This window comes from Pseudomonas sp. Eth.TT006 (assembly GCF_054456575.1).
Map to the genome: position 1 here is coordinate 36,119 of NZ_JBTJEN010000022.1, position 24,637 is coordinate 60,755.

17 protein-coding genes and 1 other RNA gene are annotated in these 24,637 nt (G+C 62.4%); 12 read left to right on the forward strand and 6 right to left on the reverse strand.

Going from position 1 to position 24,637, the window contains the following annotated elements:
- Window positions 1-98 precede the first annotated feature (98 nt).
- The 12 genes from ACXR0M_RS25165 (at window position 99) to ACXR0M_RS25220 (ending at window position 17,935) form a co-directional block, all read left to right on the forward strand.
- Window positions 99-758, forward strand: a complete 660-nt coding sequence (locus ACXR0M_RS25165) for a GntR family transcriptional regulator (protein ID WP_007961062.1) — start codon at window positions 99-101, stop codon at window positions 756-758.
- Window positions 759-760: 2 nt separating this feature from the next.
- Window positions 761-4,249, forward strand: a complete 3,489-nt coding sequence (smc, locus tag ACXR0M_RS25170) for a chromosome segregation protein SMC (protein WP_458834337.1) — start codon at window positions 761-763, stop codon at window positions 4,247-4,249.
- A gap of 313 nt (window positions 4,250-4,562) precedes the next feature.
- Window positions 4,563-5,426, forward strand: coding sequence for a cell division protein ZipA (gene zipA / locus ACXR0M_RS25175; protein WP_458834338.1), 864 nt, complete (start codon window positions 4,563-4,565; stop codon window positions 5,424-5,426).
- Between the two features lie 239 nt (window positions 5,427-5,665).
- Entirely contained in the window at window positions 5,666-8,023 is a 2,358-nt protein-coding gene (gene ligA, locus ACXR0M_RS25180; protein ID WP_458834339.1) for an NAD-dependent DNA ligase LigA, read from the forward strand.
- A 248-nt stretch (window positions 8,024-8,271) separates the two neighbouring features.
- Window positions 8,272-9,435, forward strand: a complete 1,164-nt coding sequence (locus ACXR0M_RS25185) for a zinc-binding metallopeptidase family protein (protein WP_458834340.1) — start codon at window positions 8,272-8,274, stop codon at window positions 9,433-9,435.
- 134 nt (window positions 9,436-9,569) lie between these two features.
- An RNA gene (gene ffs, locus ACXR0M_RS25190) (signal recognition particle sRNA small type) lies at window positions 9,570-9,666 on the forward strand.
- A gap of 227 nt (window positions 9,667-9,893) precedes the next feature.
- Complete coding sequence (locus tag ACXR0M_RS25195) at window positions 9,894-11,843, forward strand: hypothetical protein (RefSeq protein WP_458834341.1); 1,950 nt, start codon at window positions 9,894-9,896, stop codon at window positions 11,841-11,843.
- Window positions 11,844-12,100: 257 nt separating this feature from the next.
- A complete protein-coding gene (gene dnaX, locus ACXR0M_RS25200; protein WP_458834342.1) occupies window positions 12,101-14,200 on the forward strand; it encodes a DNA polymerase III subunit gamma/tau in 2,100 nt (699 codons plus the stop codon).
- 68 nt (window positions 14,201-14,268) lie between these two features.
- Entirely contained in the window at window positions 14,269-14,607 is a 339-nt protein-coding gene (locus ACXR0M_RS25205) for a YbaB/EbfC family nucleoid-associated protein (protein WP_003223337.1), read from the forward strand.
- Window positions 14,608-14,890: 283 nt separating this feature from the next.
- On the forward strand, window positions 14,891-15,925 hold the full coding sequence (locus tag ACXR0M_RS25210; protein WP_458834343.1) for an NADP-dependent oxidoreductase: 1,035 nt from the start codon (window positions 14,891-14,893) through the stop codon (window positions 15,923-15,925).
- A gap of 66 nt (window positions 15,926-15,991) precedes the next feature.
- Window positions 15,992-16,594: a recombination mediator RecR gene (gene recR, locus ACXR0M_RS25215; RefSeq protein WP_458834344.1), complete on the forward strand. Its 603-nt coding sequence runs from the start codon at window positions 15,992-15,994 to the stop codon at window positions 16,592-16,594.
- Window positions 16,595-16,786: 192 nt separating this feature from the next.
- Window positions 16,787-17,935 carry an acyl-CoA dehydrogenase family protein gene (locus ACXR0M_RS25220; protein ID WP_458834345.1) on the forward strand — a complete coding sequence of 383 codons (1,149 nt, stop codon included), beginning with the start codon at window positions 16,787-16,789 and terminating at the stop codon, window positions 17,933-17,935.
- A gap of 127 nt (window positions 17,936-18,062) precedes the next feature.
- Here ACXR0M_RS25220 and ACXR0M_RS25225 read toward each other — a convergent pair whose 3' ends face one another.
- The 6 genes from ACXR0M_RS25225 to ACXR0M_RS25250 form a co-directional block, all read right to left on the reverse strand.
- Complete coding sequence (locus ACXR0M_RS25225; RefSeq protein ID WP_034152844.1) at window positions 18,063-18,611, reverse strand: adenine phosphoribosyltransferase; 549 nt, start codon at window positions 18,609-18,611, stop codon at window positions 18,063-18,065.
- Window positions 18,612-18,689: 78 nt separating this feature from the next.
- Complete coding sequence (gene fnr / locus ACXR0M_RS25230) at window positions 18,690-19,424, reverse strand: fumarate/nitrate reduction transcriptional regulator Fnr (protein WP_025110355.1); 735 nt, start codon at window positions 19,422-19,424, stop codon at window positions 18,690-18,692.
- Window positions 19,425-19,578: 154 nt separating this feature from the next.
- Complete coding sequence (gene hemN / locus ACXR0M_RS25235) at window positions 19,579-20,961, reverse strand: oxygen-independent coproporphyrinogen III oxidase (protein WP_458834346.1); 1,383 nt, start codon at window positions 20,959-20,961, stop codon at window positions 19,579-19,581.
- Between the two features lie 230 nt (window positions 20,962-21,191).
- Window positions 21,192-21,875, reverse strand: coding sequence for a sulfite exporter TauE/SafE family protein (locus ACXR0M_RS25240; RefSeq protein ID WP_458834347.1), 684 nt, complete (start codon window positions 21,873-21,875; stop codon window positions 21,192-21,194).
- Entirely contained in the window at window positions 21,868-22,080 is a 213-nt protein-coding gene (gene ccoS, locus ACXR0M_RS25245) for a cbb3-type cytochrome oxidase assembly protein CcoS (RefSeq protein WP_458834348.1), read from the reverse strand. The genes ACXR0M_RS25240 and ccoS overlap by 8 nt, the downstream gene beginning before the upstream one ends.
- A gap of 22 nt (window positions 22,081-22,102) precedes the next feature.
- Window positions 22,103-24,553, reverse strand: a complete 2,451-nt coding sequence (locus ACXR0M_RS25250; RefSeq protein ID WP_458834349.1) for a heavy metal translocating P-type ATPase — start codon at window positions 24,551-24,553, stop codon at window positions 22,103-22,105.
- Window positions 24,554-24,637: the final 84 nt, after the last annotated feature.

Below are 24,637 nucleotides of genomic sequence, written 5' to 3' on the forward strand. Positions count from 1 at the left end.
GAATCGTGCCAAAAACCGCTGTGCGGGCACTCCGCCATGCCCCTGCATATGCGCTACACTGCGCCGCTTGTGCAGATCGAAGAGTTTGAAGGACAACCATGACGTTCAAGGCGCCGGACAGCCTCGCCGAGCAAATCGCTCACCACCTCGCCGAACGCATCATTCGCGGCGAAATGAAGCCGGGAGAGCGCATCCAGGAACAGAAGGTCACGCTGGCGCTCAATGTCAGCCGCGGCTCGGTCCGCGAAGCCCTGCTGATCCTCGAACGCCGCCACTTGATCGCGATCCTGCCGCGACGTGGCGCGCATGTCACCGAACTCACTGCGCACAAGGTGCAGAGCCTGTGCACGCTGATGAGCGAGCTGTACATCCTGCTCGGTAACGCGGTCGCCAATGGCTGGCAGACCCAGGCCGACATGGCGCCGTTCGTGCAGATCCAGCAGCGCCTGACCGCCAGTTACGAGCGTCAGGACATCCGCACCTTCGTCGACGACAGCTTCGCCGTGATGCGCGCCGCGTACCCGTTCGCCAACAATCCATACCTGCAAGAGACCGTCGAGAACCTGCAGCCGGCCATGAGCCGTGCCTACTTTCTCGCGCTCGAACAGCGCAAGGCGGAAATGAGCGAGTTCCTCGAACTGTTCGAACGCCTGCTGGCCGCTGTCCTCGCCCGTGATTTGCCGCAGATCCGCATCGTGCTGACGGCTTATGCCCAGCGCAGCTGCGATCTGGTGGTGTCTGCGCTGACGGTTGCTTAAGCGTGCGGCTAAAGTGCATCAAACTGGCGGGGTTCAAGTCCTTCGTCGATCCGACCACGGTGAACTTCCCCAGTAACATGGCGGCGGTCGTCGGGCCGAACGGTTGCGGCAAGTCGAACATCATCGACGCCGTACGCTGGGTGATGGGCGAAAGTTCGGCGAAGAACCTCCGTGGCGAGTCGATGACCGACGTCATCTTCAACGGCTCGACCAGCCGCAAGCCGGTGAGCCAGGCGAGTATCGAGCTGGTGTTCGACAACTCCGACGGCACCCTGGTCGGCGAGTACGCGGCGTACGCCGAGATTTCCATTCGGCGCAAAGTCACCCGCGACAGCCAGAACAGCTATTTCCTCAACGGCGCCAAATGCCGCCGGCGCGACATCACCGATATTTTCCTCGGCACCGGCCTCGGCCCGCGCAGCTACTCGATCATCGAGCAGGGGATGATCTCCAAGCTGATCGAAGCCAAGCCCGAAGACCTGCGCAACTTCATCGAAGAAGCGGCAGGCATCTCCAAGTACAAGGAGCGCCGGCGCGAGACCGAGAACCGCATTCGCCGCACCCACGAAAACCTCGCGCGTCTGACCGACCTGCGCGAAGAACTCGAACGCCAGCTCGAACGCCTGCACCGTCAGGCCGAATCGGCGAAGAAGTATCAGGAATACAAAGCCGAAGAGCGTCAGCTCAAGGCGCAACTGTCGGCCCTGCGCTGGCAGGATCTGAACGATCAGGTCGGCCAGCGCGAGTCGATCATCGGCAACCAGGAAGTCAGTTTCGAAGCACTGGTCGCCGAGCAGCGCAATGCCGATGCGGCCATCGAGCGCCTGCGTGACGGGCACCACGAACTGTCCGAACGCTTCAATCTGGTGCAGGGCCGGTTTTATTCGGTCGGCGGCGACATCGCCCGGGTCGAGCAGAGCATCCAGCACGGCCAGCAACGCCTGCGCCAGTTGCAGGACGATCTGAAAGAAGCCGAGCGCGCGCGTCTGGAAACCGAATCGCATCTGGGCCACGACCGCACGCTGCTGCTGACCCTCGGCGAAGAGCTGGACATGCTCGTCCCCGAGCAGGAAGTCAGCAGCGCCGCCGCCGAAGAAGCCGCCGCTGCGCTGGAAGATTCCGAAAGCGTCATGCACGGCTGGCAGGAGCAGTGGGACGCCTTCAACCTGACTGCCGCCGAACCCCGGCGCCAGGCCGAAGTGCAGCAGTCGCGGATCCAGCAGCTGGAAACCAGCATGGAGCGTCTGGCCGATCGGCAAAAGCGTCTCGCCGAGGAGCGCGACTTGCTCTCCGCTGACCCCGAAGACGCGGCGATCATGGCGCTCAACGAGCAGCTCGCCGAATCCGAAGCGACCCTCGAAGATTTGCAGACCAGCGAAGAAGCGCAGGTCGAAAAACTTGAACAGCTGCGTCAGGAATTGCAGCAGGCGCTGACCGCGCAACAGCAGGCGCAGGGCGATCTGCAGCGGCTCAACGGGCGTCTGGCGTCGCTGGAAGCCTTGCAGCAAGCCGCGCTCGATCCGGGCACCGGCACCGCCGAATGGCTGAAAGAACACAACCTCGCCGAACGCCCGCGCCTGGCCGAAGGCCTGAAGGTCGAGGCCGGTTGGGAGCTGGCGGTGGAAACTGTGCTCGGCGCCGACCTGCAAGCGGTGTTGGTGGATGATTTCAGCGGTTTCGATCTGTCCGGGTTTACCCAGGGCGATCTGCGCCTGCTCAGCCCCGCCGGTGATGGCGTACGAGTGGCGGGCAGCCTGCTGGATAAGGTCGAGGCGCAGATCGATCTGTCGCCGTGGCTCGGTCAGGTCAGACCGGTCGACAGCCTTGAGCAAGCCTTGGCCTTGCGCGGCCAGTTGAGCGCCGGGCAGAGTCTGATCAGTCGCGATGGTTACTGGGTCGGCCGGCACTTTCTGCGCGTGCGGCGCGCCAGTGAGGCCGAGAGCGGCATGCTCGCCCGTGGTCAGGAAATCGAAACGCTGCAGGCCGAACGCGAAGAGCGCGAAGCCACCGTCGAAGCCATGGAAACCCGTTTGCAGACTCTGCGTGCGCAGCAGCGCCAGCAGGAAAACGGCCGCGAACATCTGCGCCGCTTGCTGCAAGACGAAGCGCGCCAGCAAGGCGAATTGAAAGCCCAGTTGTCCGCCGGCAAAGCCAAAGCCGAACAGCTGACGCTGCGCCGCACGCGGCTGGATGAAGAGCTGGTCGAACTCGGCGAACAACGTGAGCTTGAGCATGAACAGCTCGGCGAAGCGCGCATGCAATTGCAGGAAGCGCTCGACGCCATGGCGCTGGACACCGAGCAACGCGAGTTGCTGCTGGCTCAGCGCGACAGTTTGCGTGAACGCCTCGACCGCGTGCGCCAGGAAGCCCGCCAGCACAAGGATCATGCGCATCAACTGGCCGTGCGTCTCGGCTCGTTGCGCGCGCAGCACGATTCCACGCGTCAGGCGCTGGAGCGTCTGGAACTGCAGGCCGAGCGCCTGACGGAAAAGCGCGAGCAGTTGAGTCTGAATCTGGAGGAGGGCGAGGCGCCGCTGGAAGAGTTGCGCCTGAAACTCGAAGAGCTGCTCGACAAGCGCATGACCGTCGACGAAGAACTGAAGACCGCGCAGATCGCCTTGGAAGATGCCGATCGCGAATTGCGCGAGGCGGAAAAGCGCCGGACCCAGGCCGAGCAGCAGTCGCAATTGATCCGTGGTCAACTCGAACAGCAGCGCATGGAATGGCAGGCCCTGACCGTGCGGCGCAAGGCGTTGCAAGATCAACTGCTCGAAGACGGCTACGATCTCAACGGCGTGCTCGCCACCCTGACCGCCGAGGCCAGTGAACGCGCTGCCGAAGAAGAACTCGAACGGATCAATGCGCGCATTCAGCGCCTGGGCGCGATCAACCTCGCGGCCATCGATGAATACACGCAACAATCCGAGCGTAAACGTTATCTGGATGCGCAGGACGCCGATCTGGTCGAAGCCCTGGAAACCCTGGAAAACGTCATTCGCAAGATCGACAAGGAAACCCGTAACCGTTTCAAAGATACCTTTGATCAGATCAATGGCGGATTGCAGGCACTTTTCCCGAAAGTTTTCGGTGGCGGCAGCGCGTATTTGGAACTGACGGGCGAAGATCTACTCGATACAGGGGTGACGATCATGGCGCGGCCGCCTGGCAAGAAGAACAGCACCATCCATTTGCTCTCCGGCGGGGAAAAAGCCCTGACCGCGCTGGCACTGGTATTTGCCATCTTCAAATTGAATCCGGCGCCGTTCTGCATGCTCGATGAAGTTGACGCGCCACTGGATGACGCTAACGTTGGACGCTACGCACGACTGGTGAAAGAAATGTCGCAGACCGTGCAGTTCATCTATATCACCCACAACAAGATCGCCATGGAAATGGCTGATCAACTGATGGGGGTGACGATGCACGAACCGGGTTGTTCGCGACTGGTTGCAGTGGATGTCGAGGAGGCGATGGCGATGGTGGACGCCTAGCGGCGCAGCTTCGAGCGATAAGATGCAAGCTGCAAGAGAAGAGCTTGTGGCTTATAGCTCGCGACTTGCAGCTGCGCTGCGCAAAGATGACAACAGGCTGATTATTTGAATGAAAGTGGCAAATCGACACAATTTGCGCAGCGATTTCGACAGACGGTGTAAAGTTGTCTTTGGTCGTGCTAGTTTAATGTCAATTTTTCGTATACGTGGGCAAAACGCCTGTCAGAACATAGAGTTGGCGCCACGTTTTAAAGCGGTTTGCACAGTGTAAACCCCTTATTTTTCAGCATTTTTTATAGAGGCACGGGATTACATGGAAATCGGTCTGCGCGAGTGGCTGATCGTCATCGGCATCATTGTGATAGCCGGTATTCTTTTCGATGGCTGGCGCCGTATGCGCGGCGGCAAGGGAAAACTGAAATTCCGTCTTGACCGAAGTCTGTCCAATCTGCCGGACGAGGACAGCAGCGCCGAGCTGTTGGGCCCGGCCCGAGTGCTGGATACCCATAAAGAGCCGCAACTGGACGAACACGATCTGCCATCGGTAAGCATGCCGGCCCGCGAAGCGCGGGAGCCTCGCGAATCCGCTGGCAAACGCGGCAAGCGTGGCAGCAACGGTCCGGCTCAGGGCGACCTGAACCTCGACCTGGATCTGGACGGCGGCCCGAGTTTCAGCAGCCGTGACGACGATTTCGTCGAAGACAGCAAGCCTGCGCCAGCGGTGGCCGACAAGGATCAGCCGCAAGCCGAAGAAGTGCTGGTGATCAGCGTGATCTGCCGCGACGCCGCCGGCTTCAAAGGCCCGGCGCTGCTGCAGAACATTCTCGAAAGTGGTCTGCGCTTTGGCGAAATGGATATTTTCCACCGCCACGAAAGCATGGCCGGCAACGGTGAAGTGCTGTTCTCCATGGCCAATGCGGTCAAGCCGGGTATCTTCGACCTGGACGACATCGACCATTTCAGCACCCCGGCGGTGAGCTTCTTCCTCGGTCTGCCAGGCCCGCGTCATCCGAAGCAGGCCTTCGACGTGATGGTGGCGGCAGCCCGCAAGCTGTCCCAGGAACTGAACGGCGAGCTGAAAGATGATCAGCGCAGCGTTTTGACCGCGCAGACCATCGAGCACTACCGTCAGCGTATCGTCGAATTCGAACGCCGCGCCCTGACCCAGAAACGCTAAGGCTGGAGCGCAGTTGTGGCAGCGGGACTTTGTGGCGAGGGGGCTTGCCCCCGTTCGGCGGCGAAGCCGTCGTAAATCCTGTTACCGAGCTGCATCTGGCACGATGCGGTGAATGGTCTTGGTGCCGCTTTGCGGCACAACGGGGGCAAGCCCCCTCGCCACAGGTCAGTCCTGGGCCATCATTGTATTTAATGGATTGAGCAGCCTCGGCTGCTCTTTTGCTTTATGAGAGAACACCCATGACCGCCGCCAAAAACCGTATTCTAGAGCTGCGCGCTGAACTCGATCAGCACAACTACCGTTACCACGTCCTCGACGAGCCGAGCATTCCGGACGCCGAGTACGACCGGTTGTTCCATGAGCTCAAGGCGCTGGAAGCGGCCAATCCGGAGCTGATCACCAGCGACTCGCCGACCCAGCGCGTCGGCAGCGTGGCGCTGACCGCGTTCACCCAGGTACGTCACGAAGTGCCGATGCTCAGCCTCGGTAACGCCTTCGAAGAAAGCGACATGCGCGAGTTCGACCGGCGGGTGACTGAAGGTCTGGACCTGCCGGCGAGTGATCTGTTCGGTGGCGGTGCGGCGGTGGAATACAGCTGCGAGCCGAAACTCGATGGTCTGGCGGTCAGTCTGCTGTATCAGGACGGTGTGCTGGTGCGTGGCGCCACGCGCGGCGATGGCACTACGGGTGAAGACATCAGCGTCAACGTACGCACCGTGCGCAACATCCCGCTGAAGCTGCATGGCACGGGCTGGCCGGCGACGCTGGAAGTGCGCGGTGAAGTGTTCATGTCCAAGGCCGGTTTCGAGCGCCTCAACGCCTCGCAGCTGGAGATCGGCGGCAAGACTTTCGCCAACCCGCGCAACGCGGCGGCGGGCAGTCTGCGGCAGCTGGATTCGAAGATCACCGCCAACCGCCCGCTCGAATTCTGCTGCTACGGCATCGGCCAGGTTTCTCACGATATTTCCGACACCCACATTGGCAATCTCAAACAGTTGCAGAAGTGGGGCATGCCGATCAGCCATGAGCTGAAACTGGCCAAAGGCATCGGCGAGTGCCTGGATTATTACCGCGATATCGGCGAACGACGTAATGCGCTGGCCTATGAAATCGACGGCGTGGTGTTCAAGGTCAACAGCATCGCCGATCAGCGTGAGCTGGGCTTTCGTGCGCGCGAACCGCGCTGGGCCATCGCGCATAAATTCCCGGCGATGGAAGAGCTCACCGAATTGCTCGACGTGGAATTCCAGGTCGGCCGCACCGGCGCCGTCACCCCGGTGGCGCGCTTGAAACCGGTCAAGGTCGCGGGTGTCACCGTGGCCAATGCCACCCTGCACAACATGGATGAAGTCGCGCGTCTGGGCCTGATGATTGGCGACACGGTGATCATCCGCCGGGCCGGTGACGTGATCCCGCAAGTGGTGCAAGTCATCACCGAGCGTCGGCCGGAGGATGCCCGGCCAGTGGCGATTCCTGAGAGTTGCCCGGTGTGCGGTTCGCACGTCGAGCGCACGCAACTGGTCAAGCGCAGTAAAGGCAAGGAAACCATCAGCGAAGGCGCGGTGTATCGCTGCGTCGGCCGCTTGGCGTGTGGCGCGCAGCTGAAGCAGGCGATCATCCACTTCGTCTCGCGCCGCGCCATGGACATCGAAGGCCTCGGCGACAAGAGCGTTGAGCAACTGGTGGACGAAGGACTGGTCAGTTCCCCGGCTGACTTGTACGCGTTGAAGTTCGAGGACATCGTCGATCTGGAAGGCTTCGCCGAGGTGTCCAGCAACAAGCTGCTGGCGGCGATCGAGAACAGCAAACCGCCGGGCCTGGCGCGCTTTATCTACGCCCTCGGCATTCCCGATGTTGGCGAGGAAACCGCCAAGGTCCTGGCGCGTTCGTTGGGGTCGTTGGAGCGCGTGCAGCAGGCGTTGCCGCAAGTGCTGACCTACCTGCCGGACATCGGCCTGGAAGTGGCCCACGAGATTCACAGCTTCTTTGAAGATGCGCATAACCAGCAGGTGATTGCTGAGTTGCTCGGTCATGGCTTGCAGATTCAGGATCAGGGCGAGCTGGGCGCCGAGTTTGCCGCGAGCACCACGCTCGGCGGTCTGCTCGACAAGTTGCACATCCCTTTTGTCGGCCCCGGCGGTGCGCAGAAACTGGCGGACAAATTCGGTTCGCTGGAGGCGGTGATGAACGCCGACTGGCTGGACATGCGCCAGGCGCTGCCGGAGAAGCAGGCCAACTCGGTGCGCGAGTTTTTTGCCGCGCCAGAGCATCGGCAGATCGCCGAGTCTGCCGAACAGCAACTGCGTGATTTCGGTATGCACTGGCTCAGCGAGAAGAAGGTCGTCGAAGGCCTGCCGCTGTCCGGCGAGACCTGGGTGCTGACCGGCAAGGTCGAGCTGATGAGCCGTGATGTGGCCAAAGAACACCTGGAAAGCCTGGGCGCGAAAGTCGCCGGCTCGGTGTCGGCCAAGACCCATTGCGTGGTCGCCGGACCGGGCGCCGGGTCGAAGCTGACCAAGGCCAATGAGCTGGGGGTGAAGGTGATGGATGAGGAGGCGTTTATCGCTTTCCTCAAAACCCACGGTATTTCTGCTTGAGTCAGTGGGTGAACTCAAAACCTGTGGTGAGGGGATTTATCCCCGATCGGCTGCGCAGCAGTCGCAAAGCCTGAGCACACGATTTGTCTGATTCACCCGAGTTGTAAGGTTTTGGGGCTGCTTCGCAACCCATCGGGGATAAATCCCCTCACCACAAGTGAGGGCATCATCCAATGGCCGTGGAGTATTCGGGAACGATGTTGGCTCGGCAATGATCTAGTCTTGGCAAGCCCCAGGGAGAGATCGCCATGTACCGCTTTTTCGAGCAGCTCAGTTCTCGCATCGTCGCGCCGTTCATGGGCGAATCCTCGCGCAACAGCAAAATCTGGCCGTGCCGCTGCGGTCAGTCGCTGTTCTTTCGCAACAGCCAGTGCCTGGCGTGCAACGCCGCGCTGGGCTATCAGCCAGAAGAAAGTCGCATCAGCTCATTGTCGCCCGGTGGCGAGGAGGGCACCTGGACGCTGGATGCCGATCCCGCTGCCGGACTGTTTCGTCGCTGCGCCAACCTCGCCACCGCCGCGGCGTGCAACTGGCTGCTGCCGGCCCATGTCGATGATGCGCTGTGCATCGCCTGCAGCCTCAATCGCACCATTCCCGATCTGTCCGACCCGGAAAACCCCGAGCGCTGGCGCAAAGTCGAAACCGCCAAGCGCCGGCTGGTGGCGCAACTGATCAGCCTCGGCTTGCCGGTCATCCCGAAAACCGTGGATGAGGACAGCGGGCTGGCCTTTGACTTTATCGGTGTCGACCTCGAAGGCAACGCGCCGATGACCGGCCACGCCAACGGCCTGATCACCCTCGACATCAAGGAAGCCGACGACGCCCACCGCGAGCAGGTGCGGGCGGCGATGCATGAACCCTATCGCACGTTGCTCGGGCATTTTCGGCATGAAGTCGGGCATTACTACTGGGACCGGCTGATCGCCAACGGCCTGTGGCTCGAAGGCTTCCGTAACCTTTTCGGCGACGAGCGCGCCAGCTACAGCGAAGCGCTTGACCGTCACTACCAGCAAGGCGCGCCGCTGGACTGGCCGCAACACTACGTCAGCGCCTACGCGACCATGCATCCGTGGGAAGACTGGGCGGAAACCTGGGCGCATTACCTGCACATGATGGACGCGGTGGACACCGCGCTGGGCTTCGGCATGAGTGCGCGCGAGATGGATTTCGACTACCAGCCGTTTCCCCCGGAAACCCTGTACGACCCGCAGCACCCCGGCGGCGCGGCATTCCTGTCGTTCGTCAACGCGTGGATCGAACTGGCGGGCATGCTCAACGAACTGTCGCGCAGCATGGGCCAGCCGGATTTCTACCCGTTCGTGCTGCCGGCGGCGGCGATTGCCAAGCTGCACTTTATCCATCTGGTGATCCAGCAGGCGGGTGGCAAGGCCGACGAGGTCCTGACCCTGTAGCCGCTGCCGCAGGCTGCGATCTTTATGTCCTTGAACCCGTTCATATTTTTAATCTGCAACCAACGGTTGTAACTTCGCTTCAGATAGGTACAATGGCGCGGCTCGCCGAGAGGTGAGTGTCGTTATGGTGACCCTATCGGTCCCCCCGCAACGATTACCCGTGAACCTGGTCAGAGCCGGAAGGCAGCAGCCACAGCGGGAACATTGTGTGCCGGGGTGTGGCTGGTAGGGTTACCACCTTGACGAACATCGAACGTGTCAACAGAACTGCATGGGTTTCGCCCACTGCGGTTTTTTTATGCCTGCGATTTGAGGTTTCACGCGAGCTCCCGTAGGCCAAGCCTGCGCGCGAAAGCTGCATCCCCAAAGCCCTTCGGCCATTGGTGCGCAACAGTGGCATACTCCACGGTCTTGCTGCGCGCGCCGTTGCCAAGTCCGCGCCCTGGCTACGAGGTTGTATGCACCCGGAACATCACGATTTATCCACCGCCGTCTACTTGCCCGTGACCGATGAAACCTGCGCCAGCCTGTTGCAGCCTGAGGGCGCGAAAGTCCTCGGCGAGCTGACGGACGCGCAACTGGCGGCAGTGCTGGTCATCCAGAATCTGGCCCAGGCCGCCGCCAGGGACCTCAACGCCGCAGCCGCCGAGAAGGTCCTGGCCCGGCTGCTCGCGTGGGCGGTGGATGGTCGGGTAGGGCTGTTGTCCGAAGCGCAGCGACTGTTCGATCCGCGCCAGTTGTATTTCGGCCTGAACGCGCTGCGCGGGCTGAACCTGCGGTTGCTGTTGGCCGAAGAAGTGGCGGCGCAGGAGTATCTGCTGGCGGACGGCAAATGGGATGACGAATTCAAGACCCGCCATCACGCGCTGAATAATCCGTTCAGCCAGCAGATGATCAGCCCCATCCAGCGCGAGCGCTGGCTGAGTTCGGCCCAGGACAAACTGGTCAGGACCTTCCGCGCCAATCTCGACGAGGACCTGCACGTGCAAGGCTATGCCGGGATCGGCAAAAGCCATCTGCTCGGGGCCCTGACCGAATGTCTGGACCCCGGGAAAACCCTGTTGCTGGCGCGCACCCCGGAAAAACTCGCGACTCTGCGTCAGCGCATGGGCATCAGCAATGATCGCAAGCCTGGCGTCACCTTCGAAGCGTTTGCGCGCGGGCTGATGCTCGGTCGCCGGCCACAGACCAAAGGGGCTGCCGCGCGGCTGCCGAGCAAGCGGAGTGTGGCGCAGGAGCTGAACATTCTCGGTTTTCGCGGACATGATGCGCAGCGCACGTTCAACGTCTGCCTGGAAACCCTTGAGCGCTATTGCCAGTCCCGCGACTACAGCCTGAGCGCCCAGCATCTGCCGTATTTCCAGCTGTCATTGAGCGGCCTCGAATCCAGGGTGCTGCTGGAATATGCCAGCCGCATCTGGACCTATCTTGAGGCCAATCCTGCGTGGGGCGGGCAGACGGGCTTCGAGGCGTTGGTGTTGGTCAAACGCGCGAGCCTGGCCGGCTGCGTGGTGCCGCCGCGCTATACCCACGTGCTGATCGACGAAAGCCAGGACATTCCTGCCTCGCTGCTGCAGATCATCGAGCGTGGCCGCCAGGTGCTGATTACCTTGGGCGATGAATACCAGCACGCCAGCCGCGATCTGGTGAAACGAAAGCGCGAAGTGCGCCAGAGCGATATCACCTATTCCGTGCGTTCGGGGCGTAATGTCGAGCGTCTGGTCAACCCGCTGATTTCCCGGCACTCGGAAAAGACCAAGGTGCCTTTCGAGGGCGCGCGTGAGGCGGACGTCGGCATCGAGTTTTATCCGCTGGGCTTTGTCCCGCCCGAAGGTTGCGTGGTGCTGACCGCCTCGCCGTGGGACTCCATGATGTGGGCCATGCAGTTGCACGATGCCAACTGCCTGTTCAGTTTTCCCGACCTGAAAGCCCAGCGCGACCTCGAGCATTTCATGACCACCGCCATCGAGCTGTTCAAGGTCGATTATTACAGTGCCGAATACAGCGACAAGGGGCCGCACCGCTATTTCAGCGACTTGCCCGACTGGCAGCAGGTGCGCGCGGCCAATCAGTTCGACGAGGCGTTCCTGTGGGTCGAGGCCGAGTTGCAGAAGGGGTTCAAGGTGTCTGACCTGACCCGGCTGCAGCGGATGATTGGCGGCCCCGGCAAAAGCTGCATGCTGATGCAGGCACAAGCGGCCGGCGGCATGGAGTTCGACCGGGTGCTGCTGACGCCGGAGCTGCTGACCAACGTCAAGTTCAAGGACGCCTATGCGTTCGACGAGCGCATCTGTGCGGTGTACATCGCCATCTCCCGCGCCCGCCAGCAGCTTTATCTGCCGTACGACGTGGTCGAATGGATCGAATTTCACGATTACCAGAAATTCCGCGAATCGCACGGTCACTGATTGCCGGGCGACTATCCCCCTGTAGGAGTGAGCCCTGCTCGCGATAGCGGTGTATCAGTCAACATCTTCAGTGACTGACACACCGCTATCGCGAGCAGGGCTCACTCCTACAAAGGAGGCCGATGCGTCCCCGAATCCGGCGGATATTCCCCCGTCAACCGCCCCCCCAACCAGATTAGACGAGCACACCGGATGCAATTTTGCCCTTGCTCCGCTAGCATTAGCCGCTTCAGCTTCCTTCGTTGCGACGGTTTTCGATGAGTTATCAGGTTCTTGCACGTAAATGGCGTCCGCGCTCGTTCCGCGAAATGGTCGGCCAGACCCATGTGCTCAAGGCTCTGATCAATGCCTTGGACAGCCAGCGGCTGCACCACGCGTACCTGTTCACCGGTACCCGCGGGGTCGGTAAGACCACCATTGCGCGGATCATTGCCAAATGCCTGAACTGTGAGACAGGTATCACCTCCAGCCCCTGCGGCGAATGTTCGGTATGCCGCGAGATCGACGAGGGGCGCTTTGTCGACCTGATCGAGATCGACGCCGCGAGCCGGACCAAGGTCGAAGACACCCGCGAGCTGCTCGACAACGTGCAGTACGCCCCGAGCCGTGGGCGCTTCAAGGTCTACCTGATCGACGAAGTGCACATGCTCTCCAGCCATTCGTTCAATGCGCTGCTGAAAACCCTCGAAGAGCCGCCGCCCTACGTCAAGTTCATCCTCGCGACCACGGATCCGCAGAAACTTCCGGCAACCATTTTGTCGCGCTGCCTGCAGTTTTCGCTGAAGAACATGACGCCGGAGCGCGTGGTCGAGCATTTGACCCACGTGCTGACTGCCGAAAACGTACCGTTCGAAGACGATGCACTGTGGCTGCTCGGTCGCGCCGCTGACGGCTCGATGCGCGACGCCATGAGCCTCACCGACCAGGCCATCGCCTTCGGTGAAGGCAAGGTTCTGGCCACCGATGTGCGGGCGATGCTCGGCACGCTGGATCACGGCCAGGTCTATGACGTTCTGCATGCGCTGATCGAAGGCGATGCCAAGGCGTTGCTCGAAGCCGTGCGCCATCTGGCCGAGCAAGGCCCGGACTGGAACGGCGTGCTCTCGGAAATTCTCAATGTGCTGCACCGCGTGGCCATCGCCCAGGCGTTGCCGGAAGGTGTCGATAACGGTCATGGCGACCGGGATCGGGTGCTGGCGCTGGCGCAGGCGCTGCCGGCCGAAGACGTGCAGTTCTATTACCAGATGGGCCTGATCGGCCGTCGCGACTTGCCGCTGGCGCCGGATCCTCGCGGTGGTTTCGAGATGGTCTTGCTGCGGATGCTGGCCTTCCGGCCCGCAGACACGGCGGACGCCCCGAGGCAACCGCTAAAGCCAGTGGGGATCAGCCAGGCCACAGTTGATTCCGCAAACTCAGTGGCTGCCGCGCCGAAACCTGCGCCGGTAGTCGCTGCGACTGTTGCGCCGACGCCTGCACCTGCAGCGATGGCTGCTCCTCTGCCAGCGCCGGCGCCGGAACCCGCGCCTGTTGCGGTCGCCGAGCCTGAGCTGCAGTCAGAACCCGAGCCGGTGGTCGCCGAAGAAGTCGTCGACCTGCCGTGGAACGACCCGGTCGCCTCCGAGCCTGAACCGGCACCTGCGCAGCAACCGGCCGTCGAGCCGATGCTGGAAACTGCCAGCGAGCAGCCCGAGTTGCCGCCGATGCCGCTGCCGACCCCGGACAGCGTGGTGCCGGATGCGCCGGAGTGGGCCGCGGCGCCGATTCCCGAACCGTCGGTCGCCGATGTCGATGCCGCCACCCCGGGCATGGACCTGGACGACGAGCCGCCGCTGGACGAAGACTACATCGAGCCGGACATGGATTCGGCTTACAGCTACCTCGACGATCTGGCCAGCGAACATGCCGCCGAGCCGGCTCCGGAACCCGAGCCGGAGCCCGCCGCCGCGCCGGCCACCGGTCTGGCTCTACAATGGCTGGAGCTGTTCCCGCAACTGCCGATCTCCGGCATGACCGGTAGCATCGCCGCCAACTGCACGCTGATCGCGGTCGATGGCGACCATTGGTTGCTGCACCTGGACCCGGCGCACAGTGCGCTGTTCAACGCCACACAGCAGCGGCGCTTGAACGATGCCTTGAACCAGTTCCACGGTCGCACCCTGACCCTGACCATCGAGCTGATCAAACCGGAGCAGGAAACCCCGGCGCAGGCCGCGTCCCGTCGCCGCGCCAACCGTCAGCGCGAGGCGGAGGAATCGATCCACGGCGATCCGTTCATCCAGCAGATGGTCCAGCAGTTCGGTGCGGTGGTGCGACACGATACTATTGAACCTGTCGACGCTCTGGTGACTCAGGGCTAATAACTGAAGGCGTTTGGCGTGCACGCGCCGGGCGCTGTTTTGATCCAAGTACGTTTGAGGTGATTCCCATGATGAAAGGTGGCATGGCCGGCCTGATGAAGCAGGCGCAGCAGATGCAGGAAAAAATGGCCAAGATGCAGGAAGAACTGGCCAACGCCGAAGTCACCGGCAAGGCCGGCGGCGATATGGTCACCGTGGTGATGACCGGTCGTCACGACGTGAAAAGCGTCAGCATCGACCCAAGCCTGGTTGAAGGCCTGAGCGAAGACGACAAGGAAATGCTCGAAGCCGTGGTCGCCGCCGCCGTCAACGACGCCGTGCGCAAGATCGAAGCCAACAGCCAGGAAAAAATGGGCAGCATGACCGCCGGCATGAACCTGCCAGCGGGTATGAAACTGCCATTCTGATTCGCCAGTGCGCGACAGATGAGCTACACAAAATGCCAGGCATCGCGCCTGGCATTTTTGTTTCTGGCGGGTGGAGAGTTGTGTTGGTCATGCGGACGCCTTCGCGAGCAAGCCCGCTCCCACAGGTGATTGCATTCCATCTGGAGAAATGCGGTCGAATGTGGGAGCGGGCTTGCTCGCGAAGAAGTCGACTTGGTCCGCCTGAAGAAACATCGAACACCCCACAGCCTGAACGGTCTGCTCCCTATACCCGCTGAATTCATCATTCACAGGAGACGCTGACATGTCCGACCCTCTGACCCTCAATCAACGCTTCGTTCTCGCTTCACGCCCGGTCGGCGCGCCGACCCCGGAAAATTTCCGTCTGGAGCGCGAAGCCTTGCCGGACCTCGAAGAAGGGCAAGTGTTGCTCAAGACCCTCTACCTGTCGCTGGACCCGTATATGCGCGGACGCATGAGCGACGCTCCGTCCTACGCCGCACCGGTACAAATCGGCGAAGTGATGACCGGTGGGGCTGTCAGCCGTGTCGAAGACTCGCGTCATCCGAAATTCCACAAGGGTGATCTGGTGGTCGGCGCGACAGGCTGGCAGAGCCACAGCATCAGCGACGGGCGCAACATCATGCCGATCCCGTCCGGTCTGCCGAGTCCGTCGATGGCCCTCGGGGTACTGGGCATGCCGGGGATGACCGCTTATATGGGGCTGATGGACATCGGCCAGCCGAAAGAGGGCGAAACTCTGGTGGTTGCCGCAGCGTCCGGCGCAGTCGGCTCGGTGGTCGGCCAAGTGGCGAAGATCAAAGGCTTGCGCGCGGTGGGCGTGGCCGGTGGCGCCGAGAAGTGCAAATACGTGGTCGAGGAGTTGGGCTTTGATGCCTGCATCGATCACAAGGCGCCGGACTTCGCCGAGCAACTGGCCAAGGCCTGCCCGGACGGCATCGACATCTATTACGAGAACGTCGGTGGGCACGTGTTCGAGGCCGTGCTGCCGCTGCTCAACCCCAAGGCACGGATTCCGCTGTGCGGTTTGATCGCCGGCTACAACGCGTCTGAAGCGCCGCAAGGCCCGGATCGTCTGCCGCTGCTGCAACGCACGCTGCTGACCAAGCGTGTGCGGATTCAGGGCTTCATCGTGTTCGATGACTATGGCGATCGTCAGCCGGAATTCATCAGCCACATGGTGCCGTGGGTGCGCGACGGCAAGGTGAAATTCCGCGAGGACGTGGTGCAGGGCCTGGAGCAGGCGCCCGAGGCGTTTATCGGTCTGCTGGAGGGGCGCAACTTCGGCAAACTGGTGGTGAAGGTCGCCGAGGACTGAGCATTTGACGCTGGCCGGAGGCGCGGGTATAAACCGCGTCTCGTTGTTTCGTCGGACTTTTTACCCATGAGCTTCAGCCCTTTGATTCGCCAACTGATCGACGCCCTGCGAACCTTGCCGGGCGTGGGTCAGAAAACCGCCCAGCGCATGGCGTTGCAGTTGCTCGAACGTGACCGCAGCGGCGGCACGCGCCTGGCCCAGGCCTTGAGCCAGGCCATGGAAAGGGTCGGGCATTGCCGTCAGTGCCGCACGCTGACCGAAGACGATCTGTGCCCGCAGTGCGCCGATACCCGCCGCGACGACACGCTGCTGTGCGTGGTGGAGGGGCCGATGGACGTGTATGCAGTGGAGCAGACCGGTTTCCGTGGCCGCTACTTCGTGCTCAAAGGGCACTTGTCGCCGCTCGATGGTCTGGGCCCTGAGGCGATCGGCATTCCACAGTTGATGGCGCGGATTGAGGAGGCGGGCACGTTCACCGAAGTCATCCTCGCCACCAACCCGACGGTCGAGGGTGAAGCCACTGCGCATTACATTGCGCAGTTGCTGCAGAACAAAGGACTGATTGCCTCGCGGATTGCCCACGGTGTGCCGCTGGGCGGTGAGCTGGAGCTGGTGGACGGCGGGACACTGGCGCATTCGTTTGCCGGGCGTAAGCCGATTGTTCTCTGAATTTGCGGCGTTTGACCTGACGCCTTCGCGAGCAAGCCCGCTCCCACATTGGTTTTGTGTCGTTCACAAATCCCCTGTGGGAGCGGGCTTGCTCGCGAAGGGCGCGCCTCGGTCTATCTGATTCACACAATTGAGTTGAAAACCAAGCAAGCGCTCGGTTAACGTCGGCCAACCCTTCGATGGAGTTCGCCGATGCCTGCCTTCCAGGAATACTTCGACCCCAGCCACCAAATGGTCCGCGACAGCGTCAGACGTTTCGTCGAGCGTGAGATCCTGCCGGACGTCGATGCGTGGGAAGAGGCCGAAAGCTTTCCCCGTGAGTTGTACCTGAAAGCCGGGGCGGCGGGGATTCTCGGCATCGGCTATCCCGAAGCGCTGGGCGGCAGTCATGAAGTCGATCTGTTCGCCAAGGTCGCCGCCAGTGAAGAGCTGATGCGCTGCGGCTCCGGCGGGCTGGTGGCGGGGCTGGGTTCGCTGGATATCGGCCTGCCACCGATCGTCAAATGGGCGCGGCCCGAGGTGCGCGAGCGCGTGGTGCCGGCAGTGCTCAGTGGTGAAAAGATCAGCGCGCTGGCGGTCACCGAACCCGGCGGCGGTTCCGACGTCGCCAATCTGCAAACCCGCGCCGTGCGTGACGGCGATGTCTATCGGGTCAGCGGCAGCAAAACCTTTATCACCAGTGGCGTGCGTGCCGATTGCTACACCGTTGCGGTGCGCACTGGTGCGCCGGGGTTCGGCGGCATCAGTCTGCTGCTGATCGAGAAGGGTACCCCAGGCTTCACTGTAGGTCGCCAGCTGAAGAAAATGGGCTGGTGGGCCTCGGACACCGCTGAGTTGTTCTTCGACGACTGTCGGGTGCCTGTGGGCAATCTGATCGGCGCCGAGAACATGGGCTTCGCCTGCATCATGGGCAATTTCCAGAGCGAACGGCTGGCACTGGCGCTGATGGCCAACATGACTTCACAGCTGGCGCTGGAAGAGGCATTGAAGTGGGCGCGCGAGCGGGAGGCATTCGGTAAACCGATCGGCAAGTTTCAAGTGATCAAGCATCGCCTGGCGGAAATGGCCACGGCGCTGGAAGTATCGCGCGAGTTCACCTACCGGCAGGCGGCGAAGATGGCGGCGGGGCAGAGTGTGATCAAGGAGATTTCCATGGCCAAGAACTTTGCCACGGACACTTCGGACCGGATCACCAGCGAAGCGGTGCAGATTCTCGGTGGGCTGGGTTACATGCGCGAGAGCCTGGTGGAGCGGCTGTATCGGGATAACCGCATTCTGTCGATTGGCGGCGGGACGCGGGAGGTGATGAACGAGATCATCAGCAAGCAGATGGGGCTTTAGATTTTGCAGTGAGGCTGCCGGCCCATTCGCGAGCAAGCCCGCTCCCACATTCGATCGTGTTCCCTCAGGGGAATGCGGTCGAATGTGGGAGCGGGCTTGCTCGCGAAGGCGTAATGGCAGGCGCCGCTTACTTGTCAGTCAGGGCAAACTGCGTCAGGCAGAAGCTGGGAATCCCCATGTCCTCAAGACGCTGCGAGCCGCCCAGCTCCGGCAGATCAATGATCGCCGCCGCTTCATGCACCCGCGCACCCATGCGGCGGATCAGGTTGGCGGCGGCGATCAGCGTGCCGCCGGTAGCGATCAGGTCATCGAACATCACCACCGAATCACCTTCGCACAGGCTGTCGGCGTGCACTTCGAGGAAGGCTTCGCCGTACTCGGTTGCGTATCCTTCGGCCAGCACGTCCGCCGGCAGTTTGCCTTGCTTGCGAAACAGCACCAGCGGCTTGTTCAACTGATAGGCCAGTACCGAGCCGATCAGGAAACCACGCGCATCCATCGCGCCGATGTGAGTGAAGTCGGCTTCCACATAGCGGTGAGCGAAGCTGTCCATTACCAGGCGCAGTGCCGTTGGCGACTGGAACAGTGGGGTGATGTCGCGAAAAATCACGCCGGGTTTCGGGAAGTCGATCACGGGGCGGATCAGGGATTTGATGTCGAAGGAGTCGAAGACCATCGTCGAGGTGTCCTGGCAGGGCTGCAAACGGCGCAGTATACCCGCGGCTGAAACGCTTCGCTCAACCGCGGATCGAGATCAGCCTTCGAGCGAGCCGCCGGCCAGGGCGCACAGCTGGATCGGGTCGAGGATGTGGATCTCTTTGCCCTCGGCAGCGATCAGTTCGTTCTGCTGGAAGCGCGTGAACACCCGCGACACGGTTTCCACCGCCAGCCCCAGGTAGTTGCCGATTTCGTTGCGCGACATGCTCAGGCGGAATTGGTTGGCCGAGAACCCGCGGGCGCGGAAGCGTGCCGACAGGTTGACGAGGAATGTGGCGATGCGTTCGTCGGCAGTTTTCTTCGACAGCAACAGCATCATTTGCTGGTCGTCGCGGATTTCCCGGCTCATCACGCGCATCAACTGGCGGCGCAGCTGCGGCAGTTGCAGGGCCAGTTCGTCGAGGCGTTCGAAAGGAATTTCGCAGACTGAAGTGGTCTCCAGGGCCTGGGCCGATACCGGATGTTTTTCGGTGTCCATGCCAGACAGACCGACCAGTTCGCTCGGCAGGTGGAAACCGGTAAGTTGCTCTTCGCCGGTGTCGCTCAGGCTGAAGGTTTTCAGAGCGCCGGAGCGTACTGCATAAACGGAATCGAAGGTGTCGCCCTGGCGAAAAAGGAACTCACCTTTTTTCAACGGGCGGCCACGTTTAACGATTTCGTCCAGCGCATCCATGTCTTCCAGATTCAGCGACAGTGGAAGGCACAGCGGTGCCAGGCTGCAATCCTTGCAATGGGCCTGGTTGTGAGCGCGCAGTTTAACTGGCTCGGACATTTCTTCAATCCTTGTGGGAAAACACACATAAGCCGTAAGGGTAACCCACGGGAGGACATTCAGGCCAGTGCACGGCGACTTTGTCCTACGGACATTAAGCCGCAGGGCGGGTGGTCAGGCAAAACCTCAAGCTCGGCTCACTGCCGAGCAAAAACTAAATCACCCGCGAAAAGCGCTGACGGTTCTGCTGTTCCAGGTACGCGTCGAACACCATGCACACCGAGCGCACCAGCAGGCGTCCGGCCGGCAGCACCTCGATGCGCTCGCGGCTCAGGCTGATCAGACCGTCGTTGGCCATGCCCTGCAGTTGTGGCCACAGCGTGCCGAAATAGCCCTGGAAATCGATGTTGAACGCGTGCTCGATCTCGGCAAATTCCAGGCTGAAATTGCAGATCAACTGCTGGATCACCGCGCGGCGCAGACGGTCGTCGGCGTTGCACACCAGGCCGCGGCTGGTCGCCAGTTGTGCGGCGGCGAGGCTGTTCTGGTACTGGTTGAGGTCGCTGCTGTTCTGACAGTAAAGGTCGCCGATCTGGCTGATCGCCGAAACGCCCAGACCAATCAGGTCGCAATGGCCGTGGGTGGTGTAGCCCTGGAAATTGCGTTGCAGGGTCTGTTCTTCCTGGGCGATCGCCAGTTCATCGTCCGGCAGGGCGAAATGATCCATGCCGATGTAGCGGTAACCGGCGGCGGTCAGTTGCTCGATGGTGTGCTGGAACATCTCCAGCTTTTGCGCCGGGCTTGGCAGTTCGTGGCTGTTGATCCGCCGTTGCGGCATGAAGCGCTCCGGCAGGTGCGCATAGTTGAACACCGAGAGCCGGTCCGGTTGCAGGCTGATCACTTCTTCAACGGTGCGCGCGAAGTTCTCCGGCGTCTGCTTGGGCAGACCGTAGATCAGATCGATGTTGATCGAGCGAAATTGCAGGGTGCGCGCGGCGTCGATCACCGCGCGGGTTTCTTCCAGGCTCTGCAGGCGATTGACCGCACGCTGCACCGCCGGGTCGAGGTCTTGCAGGCCGATGCTGACCCGATTGAAGCCGAGTTCGCGCAACAGGCCCATGGTCGACCAGTCGGCTTCGCGCGGGTCGATCTCGATGCCGTAATCGCCGGAATCGTCATTCAGCAGGTTGAAGTGTTTGCGCAGGTGCGCCATCAACTGCCGCAGCTCGTCGTGGCTGAGGAAGGTCGGGGTGCCGCCGCCGAAGTGCAGTTGCTCGACGGTCTGCGAGGGTTCCAGATGGCAGGCAATCAGCTGGATTTCCTGCTCCAGCCGTTGCAGATATGGCTGCGCACGGCCGCGATCCTTGGTGATGACCTTGTTGCAGGCGCAGTAGTAACAAATGTTCGCGCAGAACGGCACATGCACGTACAGCGACAACGGGCGCAACGCCTTGCGGCTGTCGCGCAGGGCATGGAACAGGTCGAAAGTGCCGACCTGACTGTTGAATTGCACGGCGGTCGGATACGAGGTGTAGCGCGGCCCCGCCAGGTCGTAGCGGCGGATCAGATCTGAGTCCCAACGAATGGCGTCGAGCATGCGGGCATTCCCCGGATAGGCTGGCAGTGTGGGCGAGTCTATCGGGGTGCGGCGCTGGGCCTCTTGATTTGCATCAACGGTGGTTGAAGGCTGTACCTGGTTTTTTGTGGCGAGGGGGCTTGCCCCCGTTGGGCTGCGAAGCGGCCCTCGGCATTCAGCCAATCAGAACAGGTTGTCCGGATTTACGACTGCTGCGCAGCCGGACGGGGGCAAGCCCCCTCGCCACAGTTTCAGTGGCCCATCAGCCAATGTTGGTGAGGACCAGGAAGTGTCCAGATCCCGAATAGAATCACCAGCAAACCGCCAGCCATGCGCACGCTGCGTTTGCGCAAAATGGCAGTGACGCGTTCCGCCGCAAGCCCGGTGGCCAGCAGCACCGGCCATGTACCCAGCCCGAACGCCAGCATCAACAACGCACTGTCCAGCGCATTGCCTTGGCTCGCCGACCACAGCAGCGTGCTGTAAACCAGCCCGCACGGCAGCCAGCCCCACAGCGCGCCGAGCAACAGCGCGCGCGGCAGGGTCGACACCGGCAGCAAGCGGTTGGCCACCGGCTGGATGTAGCGCCACACACCACGGCCAAGGCTTTCGATGCGGGTCAGGCCGCTCCACCAGCCGGCCAGGTACAGGCCCATGGCGATCAGCAGCAGCCCGGCGAGGATGCGCATGAACATCGCCGCCGGGCTGTTCGCCACCGCCCAGCCGGCCAGGCCGATCAGCAGGCCGGCGGTGGCGTAGCTGAGGATGCGGCCGAGGTTGTACGCCAGCAGCAAGCGAAAGCGCCGGCTGCGCTGCTCCTTGGGAATCGCCAGGGTCAGCGCGCCCATCAGACCGCCGCACATGCCCAGACAATGACCCCCGCCAAGCAGGCCGAGGATCAGCGCCGACACCAGCAGCGGCGACAGTTCAAGCATGGGGTGGCGCCTTGTCCTGCGGCTGCTCTGCCTTGGCTTCGTCGACGGCGGCGGTGTGCTTCGGATCCTGATCATCGAACAGGATGCTGTGGGCCGGGCCGTCAAGGTCGTCGTACTGACCGCTGTCCACCGCCCAGAAGAAGATGTACACGGCAATGGCCACGATCAGCAGGGCAGCGGGGATCATCACGTAAAGAGCTGGCATCGGCACTCCGGGCTCGCGCGGTTCAGGCCGGCAGCGGGCGGGTTTCTGAGCGGGTGGCGGCGACCGGCGCACTCGGCAGGCGAGTCAGGCGCAAGGCGTTGAGCACCACGGTCAACGAACTGATCGACATGCCGACCGCGGCCCATACCGGAGTGATCCAGCCGAGGGCGGCGAACGGCAACATGAAGCCATTGTACAGCGCCGCCCACAGCAGGTTCTCGATGATTACCCGGCGAGTGCGCCGCGCCAGCGTGAACGCCTGCACCAGCGCGTCGAGGCGGTTGGACAGCAGCACCGCATCGGCACTGGTTTTCGCCAGATCGGTGGCCGAGCCCATGGCCACGCTAATATCCGCGGCGGCCAGCACCGGTACGTCGTTCACGCCGTCACCGAGCATCAGCACTTTGCGACCTTCTGTATGCAATTGTTGCAGCACTTGCAGTTTGTCGTCCGGGCGCAGGCCGCCCCGGGCTTCGTCGATACCCAGCTCGGCGGCAACGCTGGCGACCATCGGCGAACTGTCGCCGGAGAGCAACAACGTACGCCAGCCACGGGCCTTGCACGCGGCGAGCAGCGCCGGCGCATCGTCGCGCAGGCGATCGTCGAGAACGAACCACGCCAGCGGACCTTGATCATCACCGAGCAGCAGCCATTGGCCCGCTTCATTGGGCATCGCCGGCACCGGGGCGCCGCTGAGGTCGCAAACGAATTCGGCCTGGCCAATGCGCAAGCGTTGCGTATCGACCAGCCCTTCGAGACCAAGCCCCGGCGTACTGTGCACGTCTTCGGCGGCCAGCGGCGCACGGCCAAAGGCGCGGGCAATCGGATGCTCAGAGCGGTTTTCCAGCGCGGCGGCGAGGCTCAGGCATTGATCGCTGTTTAACCTGCCCAGTGGACGGATCGAACGCAACACCAGCCGTCCCTCAGTGAGAGTGCCGGTCTTGTCGAAGATCACCGTGTCGATCTGGTTCAAGCCTTCCAGCACATGGCCACGGGTCAGCAGCAGGCCGAGTTTGTGCAAGGTGCCGGTGGCGGCGGTGAGTGCGGTCGGCGTGGCCAGCGACAACGCGCAAGGGCAGGTCGCGACCAGCATCGCCAGAACAATCCAGAACGCTCGCGACGCATCCAGTTGCCACCACAACAGGCCGATGGCCGCCGCCGCGATCAGCGATAACAGCAGGAACCATTGCGCGGCACGGTCGGCGATCTCCGCCAGCCGCGGCTTCTCGGCCTGGGCGCGATCGAGCAGGCGGACGATGGCCGACAGCCGGGTGTCCTGACCCAGCGCCAGCACTTCGACGGTCAGCGCGCCTTCGACATTCAAGGTGCCGGCGGTCACCGCGTCGCCGCTCATGCGCGGCTGCGGCAGGTATTCGCCGGTCAGCAGCGATTCGTCGATGCTCGACTGGCCATCGAGGATCTTGCCATCGGCCGGCAGGATCGCCCCCGGTTGCACCAGCACTCGGTCGCCGAGGCGCAGTTCGCTGAGCAGAATCCGTTCACTGTGGCCGTCGGCGTCGAGGCGCAGGCACGAGGCCGGCAGCAAGTTAACCAGTTGCGCAGTCGCGGCGGCCGTGCGTTCGCGGGCGCGGCGTTCCAGATAACGCCCGGCGAGCAGGAACAGCGCGAACATGCCCACAGCGTCGAAATACAGCTCGCCGACCCCGGTGATCGAAGTCCAGATCCCGGCAATATAGGCGCTGCCAATTGCCAGCGACACCGAGACGTCCATGGTCAGGTGACGGGTGCGCAGATCGCGCATCGCGCCTTTGAAGAACGGCGCGCAGCTGTAAAACACGATCGGTGTGGTGAGGAACAGCGCGACCCAGCGCAGGATCGTGTGCAGTTCCGGGCTAAGGTCGATATTGAATTCCGGCCAGGTCGCCATGGTCGCCATCATTGCCTGGAACCACAGCAGTCCGGCAACACCGAGCTGGCGCAGGGCGAGACGGTTTTCGCTGGCCAGTTGTTCGCTGGCGCGGTCGGCTTGGTACGGGTGGGCGGCGTAACCGATGTGGCGCAGCTCGGCGAGGATCTGGCTCAGCGGCAATTGCCCGTCAGCCCATTGCACATGCAGGCGATGGTTGGACAGATTCAGTCGCGCTTCGGCGATGGCGGGCAGGGTGCGCAGGTGTTTCTCGATCAGCCAGCCGCAGGCGGCACAACTGATGCCCTCCATCAGCAGGGTAGTTTCGGCGAGGTCGCCCTGATGACGGACGAAAGGTTGCTGCACGTCGGCGCGGTCGTACAGCGCCAGTTCATCGCTCAGTTGCACCGGCAACGCGTCGGGGTTGGCCGAGGCTTCGCTGCGATGCTGGTAATAGCTTTGCAGCCCGCCGGCGACGATGGCCTCGGCCACAGCCTGACAGCCCGGGCAGCAGAATTCGCGGGACTCCCCGAGCACAACGGCGGTGTAGCGGCTGCCGGACGGGACGGGCAGGGCGCAGTGGTAGCAGGGGAGTGGGGTGGTCATCAGATTTTCGCTAGTACCGCCAAATCACTACAACCCCTGTAGGAGCTGCCGAAGGCTGCGATCTTTTGATCTGGTTCTTGAAAA